Below are 18,398 nucleotides of genomic sequence, written 5' to 3'. Positions count from 1 at the left end.
AACTGTCAGCGATTTGGCATAAACCAGCCCCGAAATGCAGGCGCCTTGGCCCGGCTGATTCCAAGTTCCAGGTCAAAATGGAAACTTGAATCGACCTGCGCTTCCAGTTTGCCATGGTCTAGCTTTTTGAACCCAATCAAAATCTGCCGGTGAATGAGGGTCTGTCTGTTTATTCTGAAAAAATCGGTTTCGGGAAGGTTTTTCTCCCAATAGTCAAGGCTTTCATCGAGAACGTATTTCTTGCCATTCAGTGAAAAAAGCAGGACATATTCCTCGTCAATCTTCAATGCAGCAAGTTCAGATCTGAGAATCAAAAGTTCCTGATTTCCGGATTTGACGGGAATACCGGGGAAATCCGGCTGAGTTTTGGATTTTTCTTGCTGGATTTCCTGTAGGGTGTGGTAATAAAACAACCCGATGTAAATGCCATTGATCACCAAAAACCAAACTCCGATGATAAATACATCCATGGTATAAAACTCAGGGATGGCAGGCCTTCCTTTCACCAACCAGCTGATCAATTCGGTGGTCAGAATGATAAAACTCAATCCAGCAACAGTAGTCAAACCCAGCTGAAGTAGAATTCTCTTGAGGGGACGGGGACCAAAAGGAAGAACCCTATCCAACTGAAAGATGATCTTGCGGACGATCCCCCAAGCCAGATAGCCCTGTGTGGTATCTATGGAAAAGGTCAGCAGCAAAAAGCTATTCCATTGGATATTGGAATAGGTCAGGTAATAATTGAAAGCGCTGATCAAAGGAATCAATACCAGAAAGATCAGGACATCCGGCCTGTATTTCTTTGCAAAAATAGAGTCTGATTCCTTCGGCATATAAGAATTATCCCTTTTGAATTTCGTCGCCGAAAACCTCCTTCACGACCCAGCCTTTGCCCCACTCTTCTTGTTCCTTTTCTGACCAGAGTTCAGGGAAAAAGATGACCTTTTGAAAACGTGGTGGCAGATATTTCTGCCAGTTGGTACCTCCAGTGGCAGCGATATCGACAGGATCCCTTTGCAGGTAGCGTACAGCTGACTTGTAATGGGCCAAAGGCCAAAACACATTGGCTTTGAGATCAAACTGACGCATCAACTCAGTCATTTCCTTGGATGGACTTTCCAATTCCATATACTTCTGCCAGAGATTTTTACGCCGGTAATCTTCGATCAATTCGATCAGTTTCTTACCATACTTTGCCTCAAAGTTTTTCAGTGTTAGGGTTTTTTGACCTGTAGCCAATTCAATCGCCCCCTGTTGCCAATACAAATGGGCGAACAAATCATCAGCCGGACTGTGGTAATCAAATTCAGCTCTTTTGCTCAAGGTGATCAGGTGAAATGCATCCGTCGCCATCAACTCGATCTCTCGAAATTGGGCGCTTTGAAAACCGGAGGAAGGAAGCAGAGACATTCTAAACTTGAGAAACTGCTCTTTTTCCATACCCTTCCACATCATGGCAAAGGAGCTGATCAGGTGATCAAAATACATCAGAATTCGCTCCAAACGAGCTTGGAAAAACGACTCAGAAATGGGATTTTGATCGGCAATCTGCTCCATTTCGGAGATGATCAGCTTGAAATACAGCTCGGTGATCTGATGGTAAATAATAAAAATCTTCTCGTCTTTGAAGCTGGTTTTGGGTTGCTGCAATGACAATAGCGTATCCAGATTGATGTATTCCCAGTAAGTAAGATAGTCCGCATACAAAAGGCCTTCGAGGTAAGAGAGCATATCCTGACCTGAAGCTTTGAATTTCTCCTGTAGCTGATGGATTTTCTCTAGAATCTTTGGATCAAACTGGGTTTCGTGCATGGGAATTTTTAATCAAAAAGGTGGTGTTTTCAGAGCCTTTCTCCTTAATTTCGAATCCAAAGAGCGGTCTTTGTGCCGACAAAATTGACTTATTCCCAATTATAAACCAAATATACTATGGAGGCTGTAGCGATCCAGAAATCCCTCAAGCAGGATCTTTTTGAAGGGGTAGATTTTCTCGATATTGACGATTTACTGACCGAAGAGCAGAAGTTGATCCGATCTTCAATCCGGGATTTTGTGAAAAAAGAAATCTCTCCCTATATCGAAGATTGGGCTCAGAAGGCACATTTCCCATACGAAATCGTGAAAAAATTCGGAGATGTGGGAGCTTTCGGACCACAGATTCCGGCAGAATATGGAGGCGGAGGATTGGATTACATCTCCTACGGATTGATCATGCAGGAAATCGAACGCGGAGATTCAGGTATGCGCTCTACAGCCTCGGTTCAGGGTTCCTTGGTGATGTATCCGATTTACAAGTTTGGTTCCGAAGAGCAAAAAAGAAAATACCTTCCCAAGCTTGCCTCAGGTGAAATGCTCGGGTGCTTTGGTCTGACCGAACCTGACCATGGTTCCAACCCCAGTGGCATGGTGACCAATTTCAAAGACATGGGTGACCACTACTTGCTCAATGGAGCTAAAATGTGGATTTCTAACTCTCCAAAGGCTGACATTGCCGTGGTTTGGGCAAAAAATGAAGAAGGCCGAATTCACGGCTTAATCGTAGAGCGGGGAATGGAAGGCTTTTCCACTCCAGAAACTCATAATAAATGGTCACTACGTGCTTCTTGTACCGGTGAACTCGTTTTTGACAATGTAAAAGTGCCTAAGGAAAACCTTCTTCCGGGCAAATCCGGTTTGGGTGCTCCCATGATGTGCTTGGACTCCGCAAGATTTGGTATCGCTTGGGGTGCCATCGGAGCAGCAATGGATTGCTACGAGTCTGCAAGACGTTATGCTGCAGAGCGTATTCAGTTTGGCAAGCCAATCGGAGCATTCCAGCTGACTCAAAAAAAGCTTTCTGAAATGCTAACTGAAATTACCAAGGCTCAACTCCTAGCTTGGAAAGTGGGTAAGATGATGAATGAAGGAAAGGCCAAAACCGTACATATCTCCATGGCCAAGCGAAACAATGTGGAAATGGCGCTGAACATTGCCCGCGAGGCCCGTCAAATCCACGGAGGCATGGGTATCACCGGAGAGTATCCGATCATGCGCCACATGATGAACTTGGAGTCGGTCATTACCTACGAAGGTACCCACGACATTCACCTGTTGATTTTGGGTAACGAGATCACGGGGATACAGGCTTTTAAGTAAAATAGATTGGCAGTAAACTTTTAAAAATTCTTGTATCCATCAAAAACCGTCGGCAGAAATGCTGACGGTTTTTTTTACCCTATCCAAACATCTCATTACTCTCCCAATCATAAGACACAAAAAACCTCAGAGTTGAATGGGCAAAAGCCACATTCCAATTCAAAAATAGAAACTCAAGCTTTTGACTTGCCTCCTGCTTTAGCTGGAGGCAAAGGATCAAGCACCATGGTTTCCAGGCTTTAGCCCAATCCTTAGGATAGCTTTTGGAAAAAGGAATTACAAATTACACCCAGCCTTCAAAGAACCTCAAAGCTTAAAGGCAATAGACTGCGCCGATGAGGGCCAATTCGGCCAACGAGGAGCGATCCTTTAATAATTCCAAAACTACCTTGGTCTAAAACTTGGAGGTAAATTTTCTTCTTGTTGTCACCCCTCAAAAAAATTTAAGAGATTAATCGTAAGTTAACTTACTGTCCTGTTTTTTGGGTATGCACACTTAACTTACTCTGTCCAATCAAATGTAGCCGCCCCAAGGTATCATCTGAGCTTCTTCCAAACTTTTGGAAAGTCAATAAGATTCAAACTTAAAACCTCCAGCCCACCCTAAAATCCAAATATTCGGCTACATGGCCATGGGCTTTTAGACCAGCACCCAACTGAACGTTTTTACCCAAAAGATAGCTGAGCGTATAGCGCTGGTAAAACACTTGATTTTCCTGATAACCCAAGGGTTTACTCAGATAGGCTGCAAATCGCTGGCTAAAGTCAAAGCGTCCAAAGAGAAAATGGTTCTCCAGAAAAACGGCAGGAATCAACGCTTCCATTCTGCTTTCCTCCACAGGTAGCGAAAAATCCTTTGCAAGCTCAATTCCCCCTCCTATCCCAATGATTCCACTGAGTTTTCGATAGGCACCTGCGGCTAATGTAAAATTGGGCTTTCGGGTACCATCCGTCGTTTTTCGGGAATTTATCCCCAAATCAGAGTAAAAAAACCAACGAGTAGGAAGCTGGTGTTTTTCAAATTCAGGCAAATCGATTTTTCTGGTGTAGTACAAAACGCCCAAACCTAACATTGGGAAATTCATCCCCCGATTGGGCTGGCGTTGACCTCCGTTGGAGATATGATTGTAAGAAAAGGAGGTTTGAACGGCCCAATTTCGGGAAAAATCAAAGGTGAATTTGGGAGTTACAAAAAGCAAAAAACTTATCGGAGCGCTGAAAAATGTATTTCGGGGGTTTTCAAGGGGATCATATACCTTGGTGAGGTAGCTAACCCCAATGCCGGACGCAAGACTGATGGAAAATTTATCCCGTCGGAAAAGAAAGGGTTCAAAACTTCCAGTCAAATTCCAAGACTTGCCCAATTCTGCAGGATTCTGAAAATCTGTAACTGAAAGTCCTAGTCCCAAATAATGAAAACAATGGCAAGCCTCCCAATTCTTCCTTGAGTTTTTCATCCATTGAGAAGTAATCCCAATCGAAATCGGGTTGCTGGATGAAATATCTTTCAATTCAGAATTGTGAGGAATAATCCATCCATAGTGGCTTTCTAGACCTATTCGATGCGAACTGCTGGTCTGTGCAAAAGAATACGGTTCAAAAAGAGCAAAAAACAAAATGACCCAAACTCCTGTCTTCATGAATTCCATTTGAAGATTCCTACGGAAAATAAAAAAAGGAGATTGCTCTCCTTACTTCAATTTTCCTGGATTTTCCAAAATTTCTCTAATGTCCTCCGGACTAGTTTTCTGCTTACCTGTGAGGAGATAGATGATCATTCCCGCATCGGAAGGGTCAAACTCCTCCCCTTTTTGAGCGGCCTCCAGCCTGCTGTAAAGCCAATCCCAGGATCCTTTTTGAAAAGGTTTACCATCTTTATTGGGGGAAGTTTTGATCCAATCGTAGTTGGATTTGTGTGCTTTTAAGCCTTCATAATCAGGTCCACCATTTTGATCCACAATATGGTCCATCTGTAAACCCTTTGATCCAAAATTTTCTTTGATTTTTTCCCAAGTCCATCCTTTGTGCGATTCCCATTCATAGGGTTTATCGGCATGCTCATCATTCCAAGTGGAATGAGAAATCAATCTGACATATTGCAATTTTTCCGACTTTGCCTCATTGAGAGCCGTGCCGATAATTTCCATGGGACCGGCAGCAATGATGGTCAATGGGTTTTTGGCAGAACTCTGATTGATTTGAAGCGTGATTTCAATGATCGCATAATTGGGCGCTGCTACTGCTTCAATAAATTTGGTCTTTTTGAATCCAAACTGTTTTGCACCGATAAAGGCACTTTCTCTCATTTGAGCATCAGCTCCCGGTTTTTCCTTATTAGACCCCCAAGTATGGTCACTAAAAGAATACACGGTCACTCTATCCTGTAGGCCATAAGCAGCAAGGATCGCTAAGGACATGGGAGTTGCTGCCCAATCGTCTTCATCATGCTCATTCCCATCCGAACTGATGATAATTCTGCCTGCAGAAAACGGAACAGTCTGGCCAAAAGAAGCCTGAGCAACTAGGATTAAAATGAAAAGGAAAGAAACTACAGAGCGTGAACTGATTTTCATAAATTAATTTTATTTCACAACGACGAATTTACCTTGATAAGAGTTTTGTGACTCCGCAATGATCCAAACCAAATAGGTAGCTGAAGGTAGGGAAGAAACTGTCAGTTCAACCTGACTGTCAGAAACTTTAACAATTGATACAAGCTCCGTTACTTTTTTCCCCTCCATACTATAAATCTGAATGGTGGAAATATCGATTACGGTATCATCTGGAAGTTGGAGTTGAACTTTTGAAGAAGTGGGATTTGGGAAAAGTTTAAGCTCCATAGGGTTTTTCACCCAATTACCTACTAGTCCTGAAATGGTCAAAGTAACTGGTTTAAGTCGTACAATACAACCTGATGCAGAAGTCAATTCCACTGAATAATCCCCCATCAAATCGACCGTCAGTGCCCTTGAGTTGGCACCTGGGATAATTTCCCCATTCCTATACCATTGATAGGTAAAATTCCCTTCCGGAGCTCTCAAAATATTTCCATCTACACTGATTTCGCCACTAGGAAGTGGATTTACCTTGACTTCCCACTCCGCGGTCTCAGACAGACATGCACCTGCATATCGTATGACCGCATGATACTTGCCCGATTCAGCAACTTCAAGCGTCTTCACTGTTTGACCCGGTATTTCTAAACCATTTCTTCTCCATCGGATCACTTCGAAAGAAGCCGATGAATTCAACACCAATGTTCCCTTTTCTCCTTGGCAAAACTGAGTTGAGCCAGTTATGGATACTTGCTGGTTTTCCAACCTTCGGACGGTAAGTTTAGCTGTAGCTTCGGAAACATTCCCTGAACCATCTACTGCACGGATAGCCACGGTAATTTCTTTTCCCAAATCTTCACAGCTAGCTGATGTTTTGGAAATCCTAACCTCGGAAACAGTACAGTTGTCTGTCAATGAGGAAAGGAAATTTTCAGGCTTTAACTCTACTGATCCTTTTTGCACATCATAATCAAGGATAAAATCTTTCGAAACCAAAATTGGTGCTTCTTTATCCTGAACTTTAACCCTCGTTTTTTCGGTCCAAGTCTGACCTGTTTGATTTTTGATCGTGACAGTCACTTCCTTCTCGCCAATATCCTGACAGGTAAATTCCGATTGACTAAGCGTAAGAGTCAAAGTAGGATCGGAAAGAGGCCATGTCACGAATAAAGACGAAGGGGTAAGTGTCGCTTTGCCTGAAGAATTAAGATTGAGTTCCAAGAGAGACTTTAGCGGGCCGTAAGGACGATCTTCGAAAGAGACATCCACCTTTTGGGTCTCAACTAGGCAACCCCCGGTGGATATTACTCTTGCAAAGTAGGTACCGGATTGGTTCACTTGGATAGTCTTTCCTTTTTGACCTTCTATGACCTGACCATTCCTTAGCCAGGCATCTACCGTGTAGGAAAACTCCTCTCCCAGCTTAATTTCCAAGATATCTCCTACCTTGCCCTGATGTGTTCCGGAGGGAGTAATGGAGATTTTTTTGGATTCCAGAACATTTGGATTAATCTGCACTGATTTGGAAGTACTATTACCGCTTAGATCCGATACAGAAACAAGAAGTTCTATAGGTTGCCCCAAATCACTGCAAGTGATTCTCGTTTTACTGAGAGAAATAGACTTTACCCCGCAATTGTCAGAAGCAGAATCGACAAAATCTTCTGCATTAAGTTCCAAGACCCCAATCGCCTTATCAAAATTCAAAGAAGGTGTTTTCGTTACCAAAACAGGTGCTTCCTTATCCTGGATTTTCACCCTTGTCTTTTCTGTCCAAGTCTGACCTGTTTGATTTTTGATCGTGACAGTCACTTCCTTCTCGCCAATATCCTGGCAGGTATATTCCGACTGACTAAGCGTAAGAGTCAAAGTAGGATCAGAAAGAGGCCATGTCACGAATAGAGACGAAGGAGTAAGTGTCGCTTTGCCAGAAGAATTTAGATTAAGATCCACAAGAGACCTCAAAGGCCCATAGGGATTGTCTACAAAGGATACCTCCAGCCTTTGAGATTCTACCACACATCCTCCTAAAGGAATTACTCTCGCATAGTAGGTACCAGTTTGGGTCACTTGAATGGTCTTTCCTTTTTGACCTTCTATGACCTGACCATTCCTTAGCCAGGCATCTACCGCATAGGAAAACTCCTCTCCCAGCTTAATTTCCAAGATATCTCCCACCTTGCCCTGATGAGTTCCGGAGGGAGTAATGGAGATTTTTTTGGATTCAATGGGATTAAGGTTAACACTACGGATTTTGGAAGTTGAGTTTCCGGATCGATCAGTTACGGTGATAAGGATTGGGATAGGTTGGCCTGTCAAATCCGAACAGGTCAATTCCTTTCTGTCAAAATCAATACTTACTCCCCCACTATTCAGGCAATTTTCGGTAATGAATTCCTCTCGGATATAAAAGCTTTCCGGAGTAAGAGTTACTTTTCCGATTACCTTGTCAAATGCCAAGAAGGCATCAGTGGCTTCAAAATCTGGGGCAATTTTGTCCAAAACTTCGACTGTCACCTTTCCGGTCCATTCCTGTGCCTGTGAATTTTTTACGGTAACGGAAATTTCCTTCACTCCCAAATCCACACAAGTAAAAAGTGGACTCCTGGAAAAAGAGAAGATCCAATCCTGCTGAATTGAGTTAACCAGGTAATCCGAAGGTTTGGTTTCATACCTTCCTTCTGAATTCAATTCCACTTGAATTGAGGTTTTGAATTGCGGAGCTATAGTAGGCTCACTTGTTTTCAGTTCCACTAGGATTCTGACTGGATCATTGTAGACCCGTCTCTCCATACGCTGCAACTGGTACTGAGAATTCATCACTGGGAAAGCATATACCGGCTCAAAATCAATCTGGGCAAAGGTTTTAGCTCCGTCCTGTACCTTTTTGACATTCACCTCCAGGTGCCCATAGTGCTTACCTCCATCCAGAAGCACAGGATTGGTACTGGAATTATCCCATACCTCAGCGGATTTTTGATCAGCAGTCCACTTGGAAAATGAATTATAATTCAAAGTCTGCAAGGGTGCGGAAAGCCAATTTCTTTTCACACCCCTCATCCCATCACCTGCTACTCCGACGTCATAATAGTGTACCCCTTTACCATCACCATCTTCATCCACAAAGCTTCTTTCAAATAGTTCATCATGGCCGGCAAATACAGCAATGACCCCATATTTTTCAAAAAGTGGATTTAAAATTCGTACTGGAATTCCTTCTTGACCTGTAGCCAATTCATGATTGATAGGTACCCCACCTTCTCCCGAACTGTAAGGGATGTGGTGAAATTGCACAAAAATCAGTCGACCTTCGTTCTTAGCCAATTCAAGGTTTTTCTCCAACCATTCGTATTGAGGACTGCCTGGGCCAAAACCGGACAAGTCTGTCCCTCCTGCTGAATTGTATTCGGCTTGAGTATAGTTTTCCTGCGTATCGGTACCGATTTCATTCAATTCTTGGTTTTTTACTTTTTGGGAATCTGAAAAATCAGATCTTTTTTGATCAGGAGTGCCATTGGAGGAGTCCAACGTTAGAATAGTGATCGGTCCATAATCCGTCCTATAATAGCTCTGCCGGTGTTTTTGGTCAGGATCATCTGTGGAGAATTCAAAAAAACGATGAAATCGACTTCTTCCTAGAACAGGATTGAACGTACCCCGCTCATTGAATCCATATCCACCACTGACCCCTCCAAAAGCTTCCCAATTACCCAAAGCAGGTATGACTGGAAACTTATCAAAAACCTGATCAAATTCTCCGGAAGTATGCCTCCAAAACTCATCCCAACCTGGCATATAGGCTCCACCTTGAACCAAATCTCCCGGCATGAGGACAAAATCCGGATTTCTGGACTTAAGGATTTTTAGATTTTCAGCAAATCCTTTCTGCTCCGTCAGCATGTAGTTTGGAAGTTCAAAACCTTCCTCCGTGGTAGTCCCGAAAGCATTTTTCCATGCAGATGGCACCGGAAAAAGTCGGATCAAAGGAACTCCTGGATACCAAGCTCGATTGGTCACACGGCCACGAGGTTCGGTTTCAGAATCTGAGAGGGCAATAAATCGGATGGATTCCCAGTCACTGGTACTTGGTGCGGTTTTGAATTCAGAGGAGAAAGTCTGGCCATTCAGGGTGACAGCGTATTGGTAATTTTTACCTGCTTGAAGACTCACCGATTTTTCATACTTGAAATATTTTTCAGGGCCAATCCAACTTTGGGCAACCAATCCCGGAATGCTTTGATTCTTTTCAGCTTGAGTATAATAAAGTTCGGAAACCTCCATGCCGGGAATCTGTCCTGAAAAAACAATAGTGCCTGTATTATCTTTGATAATCAGACTGGAAGTATAATTTTCCCCTGAGAACCATCGTATCTGCACTTTTTGCTGATTAACCTGGAGATAAGGGAAAATCCTAAAATTGGATTGCGAAAAAGCAGAAAGGCTAAAGGCGATCCAAAAAATGGTTACTGAAACAAGTCTTTTCAAGCACTTCATTTGTGAACAATTGATTTTTTCAAAAATCTCAGGAAGCCTAATAGTACACCCTTTGGGTTATTCCTGGTTAAGACCAGATTTTGTTTGATCAATACGGGTGATTAGGAATAAATCCAACAACACTCAATTATCATTCAATTCTACTTTTCAACACAATCAGCTGAACAGGATTTACGGGATCATTACTGAAAATGTAAATATTCCGCTGATCTATGCCTCTTCTTCCTATTGGGTCAAATATTAGTTTGATCTCCATGCTCTCACCGGGGGCCAAGGTGGTTTTTGGAGCCTCAATAGTGAGACAGTCACAATTCCCCTGGATTTTTCTGATCTCCAACATCTTTCTCCCTGGATTAGAGAGGGTAACTGATCTCCTTACGACTGTCCTTGAACTAATCTCCCTTAGGTCTACTTCTTTCTGTTGAATATACAGTTGTGGAACTTCATTGAGTTGGTCTTTTGGAATTGGAGGGAAATACTCGAATAAATCCGCCATCACCTCCAAGTTGATTCCCGATACAGATGTTCCTTTCCATCCTATCGAAACCTCCTCCTCAAAATAACCCAAATCCCCCTTTTGCTTGGAATCGTAGGTGAATTTAAGCAATCCTCTTTCTTGTGAACGGACAAAATCCTGAACCTGCTCCAATTGGATATAAGCCGATGATTCCGGTAAAAAATCCTCTTTGGTCAACACCTCCTCACCAAAGTTAAAAAACTCGACATACTTTACCTTGGGCACGTTATCAAATACATCCCCCATGTTTACTTTCCTGAGCCTGAAGCCAAGATTACCCATTTTAATGGGATATGCCCTCTCCAAATTTGTGGGATATGGAATAGCAATACCTTCCAAGTAAAGCGAATCCTGAACTTTTCCATTATTTCCTTTAACGACAACTAATTTGGAAAAAAAACCTGCGGCTGAAGTTGGATCAAGGGAGAGAATAACCTTTCCTGATTCTCCCATTTTTAACGTATCCTTGGTGTAATCAAAAGATGTACAACCACATTCCGCAACTACTTCGTCAATGCGAAAAATAGAGTCTTGAGTGTAGGTAAACTCAAATTCAGCAGTCTGTAAGCCTTGCTCCTCAAGGATAGTACCTAAATCTATTCGGTTTACCTTCCAAACTAAACTTGGAACCTTTGCCTGCTGGGCAACAGAAGGATAACCCAAAGTCAAGCATAGTAACAGGCAAAAAAGGGAAGAAAGTAATCGATTCATACCTGCAATTAACACATATTTTCCCCATGATTATAGTCTGTTTTAGTTAATTTGCGCCAAAATTGAGCAAATGGCAAGAGTATTAACGGGTATTCAAAGTTCCGGAAGACCCCATCTGGGAAACATTTTGGGAGCGATCGTACCAGCTATCCAATTGATCGAACAAAACAGTCAGGAAGAGTCATTTATTTTTATTGCGGACTTCCACTCTCTGACCACACAAAAGGACGGAGGTATACGAAAAGAAAACACTCTTGCGGTGGCAGCGGCTTGGCTTGCCTTCGGTCTTGATATCCGCAAAACGGTATTCTACCGACAGTCCAGAATTCCAGAAGTCACCGAACTGACTTGGTATCTCAACTGCTTTACTCCTTTTCCGATGCTGGCAAATGCGCACAGCTTTAAGGATAAATCTTCACGATTGGCCGATGTGAATGCCGGCTTATTTACTTATCCCGTGCTGATGGCTTCAGACATTTTGCTTTATTCAGCCAATTTGGTGCCTGTAGGAAAAGATCAATTGCAGCATCTGGAAATTACCAGAGACATCGCGACTGCATTCAACAGGATCCTGGAGGAAGATTTATTGACCCTTCCTGAGGCCAGAATCAGTGAAGAAGTGATGACCGTGCCCGGAACAGATGGGCAAAAAATGAGTAAATCCTATAATAATATCATTGACATCTTCCTGCCTGATAAAGAACTGAAAAAAAATATCAATGCCATAATTACGGATAGCACAGCTCTTGAAGATCCAAAAGATCCTGATACCTGCACCGTTTTCAAACTTTACAGCCTGCTGGCATCCCCGGAAAAAATTCAGGAGTTGAGAGCAAAATATTTGGGTGGAAATTATGGATACGGACATGCCAAAAAAGAATTGCTAGACTTGATACTTGTGAAGTATGCCAAGGAAAGAGAGCTTTTCAACTTTTTCATGGAAAATCCAGAGGAGATCGAAAAGAGATTGATCGAAGGAGAAGAAAAGGCTAGAAAAATTGCTCTTCCTCTTTTGAATCAGATTCGAAAAAAACTTGGCTTCAGCTAAAGAAAAAGGTCCGAACAAACTCGGACATTTTTCTTCATTTAACTTCTCTGAAATATTCCCGGTCAAATACTCTGGAATAAATCCAAGCAGGAACCTTGTCATGAAAAGGCATTAGGTCCTTTAGCACTTGCTGCTGAGTTTCGTGAGCCTGCATGACTTGAAGAATTTTTGGGAAGTAAGGTTGAGTTGCAACCGAAAAATCCGGATCCGGAAGCCCCATCTCAGGGTTTTCCGGATAATTCCTTTGAAACCCGGACGAAAGTTTCATCGCAACATCCACTTGCTTTTTACAAAGGGTGACTTGAAACAAGCGTTGGGGCTGAAAAGCCTCTTCTCCTTTATGCTTTAGAAATATTTTTTCCACCGCCTTCCCTGTAAGGCGGTGATCAGGATGACCATACAAGCCAACTTTTGAATCATAGGAAATCAGCACATCTGGGTCCACCTCTAAAATCAACTGGTAAACAATCTTTTTGAGACTGTCCATTCCCAAATCTTCCAAGCCACTGTCCGGATAATCTTTTTGAATCAACTGATCCACACCTATCAATTCTGCACTTCGCTGCATTTCTCCAGTCCTTAGCTTAGCTAATTCCAATTCATTCTCAATTCCCGAAGAATTACCCTTTTCACCCCGAGTCAGGCACGCTAAAGCAACTACGTGTCCGTCTTTCTTCAGTTTCATCAGCGTACCCGCTACTGTGACCTCATCATCGGGGTGAGGAAATATTGCCAAAATCTTTTTTGAAGGCGAATCAGAAATCAACTGCTCCTTTTTAGGAATATCCAGGTCATGCAGCTTGTTTCTTCCCACGAGGATCAATACCCATGGCAGAGAAAGCAGAATAAAGAGGATAATCCCAAAAGAAACAATCAATAACTTTTTCATTCCGAACGCCTCAAATTAGAAAGATAGGTCACCAGGTCACGAATTTCCCTTTTGCTCAATTGTTCACCCATTGGAGGCATACTGGAGGCTGCCATTTGGGAGGATTTTATGTCTTTTTTCAAGATTTCTTTGGTTTCGTTCCCCACCTTTACACTCATGGAATCCTTTTTCTCGCCCATCATGGTCCCCGTTACTTTTTCACCTGAATTCAGTTCGATAGAGATAAATCCATAGCCTGGGGCCAAGCGCTTGCTTGGATCTACCAATGCAATCAATAGCTCTTCTTTGGACAATATCCTGCCAATAGAATCTAAAGGTGGACCTGCATTTCCTCCCATGTCATCATAGGAATGGCATCGAATACATTGGGCCGTTTGGTTTTCAAAAAAGATGGTTCGACCCCTTCTGCCACTTCCTTCCGCCAATGCCCCCACAAATTTTTTCCAATATTCTCCACCTGCCTTTTTTTCCAAAAGTGCATCAAACTGAGACTTCAACCCGGGAGAAGAGGTGGCCACCAAGGCTTCTTCTAACTCTACCCAAGTACCCTCAGGCAATTTCCCTTGATCAAAATCCTGAAGAATTTTATTCCAAACGGGCAGATCCTTACTTCCTTCCAATCCTCCTAAGGTCAAAAGAGCAGTCTGTCTCTCGGGAAGGGTTCGCTTCTCAATAATATCTGTCAAAAGAGTGACCTTCTGGTCTTTGGGTAGGGAGGTCTGAGCCAACAATCCAAGTCCAGCTACCCGCACAGACTCTTTATTGTCTGTCATTGCATAGGAAATGGCTTCACCAAGATTGGATGCATTCATAGCGACCAAAGAGTTGAGAGCTTGCACCTTCACCAATTCCGAAGGGTCCGATTTTAACTTAGTCAATAGTAATTCCGAGGCATCAGTGATCCCTAGCTTTCCAATGGCTTTGATAGATTCCACACGGATACCTTCTTCCTTGGCAGAGGTCTGAGAAATCAGGATTGGCCTCACCTTGTCCCTGATCAGACTAGGATCTCTGGTCACTTCACCTCGATACCTTCCGTCTACCCTATCCACCAAGGAAGGTTTGGCCCAAGTACCCAGTGCTGCGATCGTTTCACTTTTCAGCACCTCAGAAATTCCAGCTTTACCTAAATAAGAGATCAATTGGTTTAAGTTCTCCTCATTACCCACTCGCTGATTAGCACTGATTGCCCTTCGAATCAAAGGTTCATTCTGAAAAGGTGTAGTGGTAAGAATGGCTCCCAAGGCAGGCAATGCGGCTTCTACCGAAAAATCATCATGAATGGCTCGGGCAGCTTCAGTCACTATGAACTCGTCGGAGTCATTGAGGAATCTGGCCAATTCTGGAGATTCCAATCTTCGCAAAGCTAAAACAGCCCCCATTCGAACTGCTTTGGAGGGGTGGCTGGACAAAGCCGCCAAAGGATCTACTTTTCCAATCTGCGAAAGTGCATAGGAAGCGGCGTGTCTTAGATAAGCATCTTCGTCATTATTTGACTCTAAAAGAGAAATCAACGGCTGAATGGCTTCCGCATTTTTGGTCCGTCCTAAAGCTTCCGCACTGAAAAAACGTACCCTCGCATTTTCATGGGTCAAGTTGGCAATCAACTCTTTGCCAGCTTTAGGATAGCGGATATCCCCAAGCCACTTGGCAGCTTGGGCACGAATTTCAGGATCGGCATCATTGAGCAAGCTCACCAGGGGTTCAGCAAAACTCATATCGTCTAACCGGCCCAACTGACTCAATCCCAAAATTCCATGCACTCTCGCCAGTTGATTGCTTTTGTCTTGGATTACCTGATTGAATATTTCAGCTCCTTTTTTCCCTCGCTTTACAAGTTCAAACTGAGCTTTCCTTCTGATTCTCAAGTCTTCAAAGTACAGCTTTGTTTTCAGCTCATTCTCAGAAAGTTTCTTATAATCTGCCTTGATCTCTGCTTCCGTTTGTTTCTGAAGAGCCCAACCTTTGGCGGTCTCATCGGTCAACTTCCAGATCCTTCCATAATTTTTATCATTCCAACCAAGCACCCAGTCTCCCATATACATGGCTCCATCTGGCCCAAAATCAATTCCGGTAGGAAGAAATCCACCTATGATTTTCTCTGTTTTGGTCAGTTCAAAGGATGCACCCTTGGGTTGAAGCTGAAAAGCGTGCAATCCAGAACTTGCCGCACTACCGACAAATTCGACGACGAAAAAGTGATTTTTCCATCGCTCGCCCAAGCCCGCTCCCGGATTGAACAGCATGCCTGTGGGACCGCTCACGTAGTTTTGTATGGGTGGAGTGATAAAAGCAGCCTGACCATCCCATCTGGGCAAGAAGAGCTTTTCGTCCATCCATACCTTATAGGTATTGTTATCCGGATCACGGTATTTTCCAAACTGCCAGTTGATTCTCCAGCCGGAATCTGAGCCACGGGTCAGATAAACCAATCTCTCTTTTTCTCCTGCATGGTCCCCATCATTATCCACGGAAATCAGATTGGTATATTGATCAAAAACAAACTCATGCGTATTTCTCACGCCCATAGCAAAAATTTCAAAATCACTCCCATCGGGATTGGATCGGGCAATCACTCCTCTGTTGGGATACTTGTATTCTGTTCCGTCATCCCCTTTTCCATTAAATCCAATATCACCTATGCCCCAGTAAATCCGACCGTCAGGTCCCATTTCCACGCCTGACATCCCATGAGAACCAAAGCCAATATGAATCCCATAGCCATGAGAAAGGGACTTTTTCTCATCCATGATACCATCCCCGTTTTTGTCCATCAGTCTCCACATATCAGGCCCCACTGCGACATAGAGAGCGTCATCTGTTTTCATCACGCCACCGGCAGCATCAGTGACTTCATCATAAAAATCATTGACCTGCATTTGCCCCCAATCTGCCAAACCATCTCCATCCGTATCCTTCAACTGGTAGATTTCATTTCGCTCCACAGTCAGGTCCCTCCAATCATGGGACCCATCTCCATTCAGGTCTTTCAGCCAGGTGTTTTCAGATGATCTTTCCGGTGAAAGTTCTGTTCTCAAAAAATTGCGTTTATCCTCAATAGACTGCAAGGCAATCGAGCGAATTTCCCAAGCTTGATGCCCTCTGATGTCAAATTCGGAATTGTGTCTACGGGGTGATCGTGAATAATAAATGGACCCATCATCGGCCACATGAATCGCTATAGGGTCTTTTACCAAAGAATCCACCCCCCATACCTCTAATTTTAAGCCTTCGGCCAAAACCGGGGTGACAGAATTTCTTGCGGCTTCCGCCTGAACAGTGATTTCTTCTTTGGCTAGTGTAGTAATTCTTAAATCAACAGGTTCTTCTTTTTTACAGGCCAACAGGAGTCCCGACAAGGCCAGCACATAGGTTCCTTTCAAAACAGAATGGGAAAAAGGTTTGAGCATGGTTTATAATAAATAGGATCAGAAAAATAAAAAAAATGAAAATGCCATGCTTACCGCTGATATAAATGGTCTTAAAAACAAAAATCCCGACCAAGGGTCGGGATTTTGTTCACTTTAACCACTAACAACCATAAAACAAAAATATTTTAAGACTTCTCGGGGATTGAGCTTTTAGTCTTGGTAGTCCGTACGGGAATCGAACCCGTGTTTTATCCGTGAAAGGGATACGTCCTAACCCCTAGACGAACGGACCATTAGGGTTAAAAATGTCAATTACTGATTTAACTAACTGAAAATCAGTATTTTAGTAGTCCGTACGGGAATCGAACCCGTGTTTTATCCGTGAAAGGGATACGTCCTAACCCCTAGACGAACGGACCATTTTTGCCCTGAAAAACGTGCTTTTTCAAAAGGTTGTGCAAATATAGAGGGTTGGATTAATAATCCCAAAATGACCTCGAAAATTTCTTTGGAATTACCCCTAAAAAGCTGAACCAAAGGAATAAAATTTTGATTGGAATGTAGTCGGAGCTTTTATCTAATTTCGCCCTGCCAAATAAGAATTCATGCGTACTTCCTCTTCAAGTGTAAAAATTGCCATCAATGGATTTGGTCGGATCGGCCGATACACTGCAAAACTTTTATTGCAAAACCCAAGCCTCAAGCTTGTCGCAATCAATGATTTGGCAGATAATCAAGCTATTGCCCACTTGCTGAAATACGATTCCATTCATGGCAAATTTGAGGCGACAATTAACCTAAAAGAGGAATTTCTCGAAGTAAATGGGGAAAAGATCGAACTTTTCTCCAAGTCCAATCCTGAAGATCTTCCTTGGGAATCACTTGGAATAGATGTGGTAATCGAATGTACTGGACGATTTACCAGTCGAGAAGGTGCCCAAAAACACCTGAACGCCGGAGCGAAAAAAGTGATTATCTCTGCGCCTTCCCAGGAGTCTAGCATCCCCATGATCGTATTAGGAGTAAATGACCACCTTTTACGAGGGAATGAATCGATTATTTCCAATGCTTCCTGCACAACCAATTGTCTTGCTCCAATGATCAAGGTGTTGGATGAAAATTTTGGAGTAGTGAAAGGGTTTGCCTCAACAGTACACTCTTACACCAATGATCAGAACCTTCATGATGCACCACACCGGGACTTAAGAAGGGCTAGAGCTGCGGCCTATTCGATCATCCCAACTACCACCAATGCCGGAAAAGCCTTGGATCGGGTATTACCAAACCTTGATGGAAAGATAGAAGCATCGGCAATGAGAGTTCCTGTGCCTGATGGTTCCCTAACCGATTTGATTGTTGAACTTGCTACAAGTGTGACATCCGAACAAGTAAACCAAGCCTTTAAAAAGGCGGCCAACAACGAACTGAAAGGATATCTGGAAGTGGAATCCGATCCGATTGTATCCATGGATATTATTGGAAATCCTCATTCCTGCATCATTGACGAATCACTCACTTCCTCTAAAGGAAATCTGGTGAAGGTTGTGGGGTGGTATGACAACGAATCTGGCTATGCCAACAGGCTGGTCGATTTGGTAAAGAAAATTTCAGGCAGGTAAAAGTCGCCAGTTAGGGTTTACAGATTGATTCAACTTTCCAAGGTCTATTCAAAAAAACG

At 43.1% G+C, this 18,398-nt stretch carries 11 protein-coding genes and 2 tRNA genes; 3 read left to right on the top strand and 10 right to left on the bottom strand.

Going from position 1 to position 18,398, the window contains the following annotated elements:
- Window positions 1-5 precede the first annotated feature (5 nt).
- Window positions 6-833, bottom strand: a complete 828-nt coding sequence (locus DDT91_RS04625) for a LytTR family DNA-binding domain-containing protein (protein ID WP_187174965.1) — start codon at window positions 831-833, stop codon at window positions 6-8.
- Window positions 834-840: 7 nt separating this feature from the next.
- Entirely contained in the window at window positions 841-1,812 is a 972-nt protein-coding gene (locus DDT91_RS04620) for a tryptophan 2,3-dioxygenase family protein (RefSeq protein WP_187174964.1), read from the bottom strand.
- A 117-nt stretch (window positions 1,813-1,929) separates the two neighbouring features.
- Here DDT91_RS04620 and DDT91_RS04615 point away from each other — a divergent pair, with 117 nt between their 5' ends.
- Entirely contained in the window at window positions 1,930-3,135 is a 1,206-nt protein-coding gene (locus DDT91_RS04615) for an acyl-CoA dehydrogenase family protein (RefSeq protein WP_187174963.1), read from the top strand.
- Between the two features lie 584 nt (window positions 3,136-3,719).
- Here the strand turns inward: DDT91_RS04615 and DDT91_RS04610 are convergent.
- From DDT91_RS04610 to DDT91_RS04595, 4 genes are all read right to left on the bottom strand, one after another.
- Entirely contained in the window at window positions 3,720-4,775 is a 1,056-nt protein-coding gene (locus DDT91_RS04610) for an acyloxyacyl hydrolase (RefSeq protein WP_187174962.1), read from the bottom strand.
- A 51-nt stretch (window positions 4,776-4,826) separates the two neighbouring features.
- Complete coding sequence (locus tag DDT91_RS04605; RefSeq protein WP_187174961.1) at window positions 4,827-5,708, bottom strand: hypothetical protein; 882 nt, start codon at window positions 5,706-5,708, stop codon at window positions 4,827-4,829.
- A 9-nt stretch (window positions 5,709-5,717) separates the two neighbouring features.
- Entirely contained in the window at window positions 5,718-10,067 is a 4,350-nt protein-coding gene (locus DDT91_RS04600) for a T9SS type A sorting domain-containing protein (protein ID WP_187174960.1), read from the bottom strand.
- 247 nt (window positions 10,068-10,314) lie between these two features.
- On the bottom strand, window positions 10,315-11,412 hold the full coding sequence (locus tag DDT91_RS04595; RefSeq protein ID WP_187174959.1) for a DUF1573 domain-containing protein: 1,098 nt from the start codon (window positions 11,410-11,412) through the stop codon (window positions 10,315-10,317).
- 70 nt (window positions 11,413-11,482) lie between these two features.
- Between DDT91_RS04595 and trpS the strand changes: the two genes are divergently transcribed.
- Window positions 11,483-12,460: a tryptophan--tRNA ligase gene (gene trpS / locus DDT91_RS04590; protein ID WP_187174958.1), complete on the top strand. Its 978-nt coding sequence runs from the start codon at window positions 11,483-11,485 to the stop codon at window positions 12,458-12,460.
- 34 nt (window positions 12,461-12,494) lie between these two features.
- Here the strand turns inward: trpS and DDT91_RS04585 are convergent, their stop codons facing one another.
- The 4 genes from DDT91_RS04585 to DDT91_RS04570 all read right to left on the bottom strand — a co-directional run bounded on the left by DDT91_RS04585 (window position 12,495) and on the right by DDT91_RS04570 (window position 17,139).
- Window positions 12,495-13,349 carry a PIG-L deacetylase family protein gene (locus DDT91_RS04585; protein ID WP_187174957.1) on the bottom strand — a complete coding sequence of 285 codons (855 nt, stop codon included), beginning with the start codon at window positions 13,347-13,349 and terminating at the stop codon, window positions 12,495-12,497.
- Window positions 13,346-16,759 (bottom strand): HEAT repeat domain-containing protein, encoded by a 3,414-nt coding sequence (locus DDT91_RS04580; protein WP_187174956.1) that lies wholly within the window; start codon window positions 16,757-16,759, stop codon window positions 13,346-13,348. The genes DDT91_RS04585 and DDT91_RS04580 overlap by 4 nt, the downstream gene beginning before the upstream one ends.
- A gap of 178 nt (window positions 16,760-16,937) precedes the next feature.
- A tRNA-Glu gene (locus tag DDT91_RS04575) sits at window positions 16,938-17,012 on the bottom strand.
- 55 nt (window positions 17,013-17,067) lie between these two features.
- Window positions 17,068-17,139 (bottom strand) — tRNA-Glu (locus DDT91_RS04570).
- Between the two features lie 186 nt (window positions 17,140-17,325).
- Here DDT91_RS04570 and gap point away from each other — a divergent pair.
- Window positions 17,326-18,339, top strand: coding sequence for a type I glyceraldehyde-3-phosphate dehydrogenase (gene gap, locus DDT91_RS04565; RefSeq protein ID WP_187174955.1), 1,014 nt, complete (start codon window positions 17,326-17,328; stop codon window positions 18,337-18,339).
- The last annotated feature ends 59 nt before the right edge of the window (window positions 18,340-18,398 follow it).

The organism is Algoriphagus sp. AK58, assembly GCF_014324365.1.
In the GTDB taxonomy this organism is placed as follows: domain Bacteria; phylum Bacteroidota; class Bacteroidia; order Cytophagales; family Cyclobacteriaceae; genus Algoriphagus.
The sequence above is the reverse complement of the archived record's forward strand: the minus strand, read 5'-3'. Positions and strand labels throughout refer to the sequence as shown.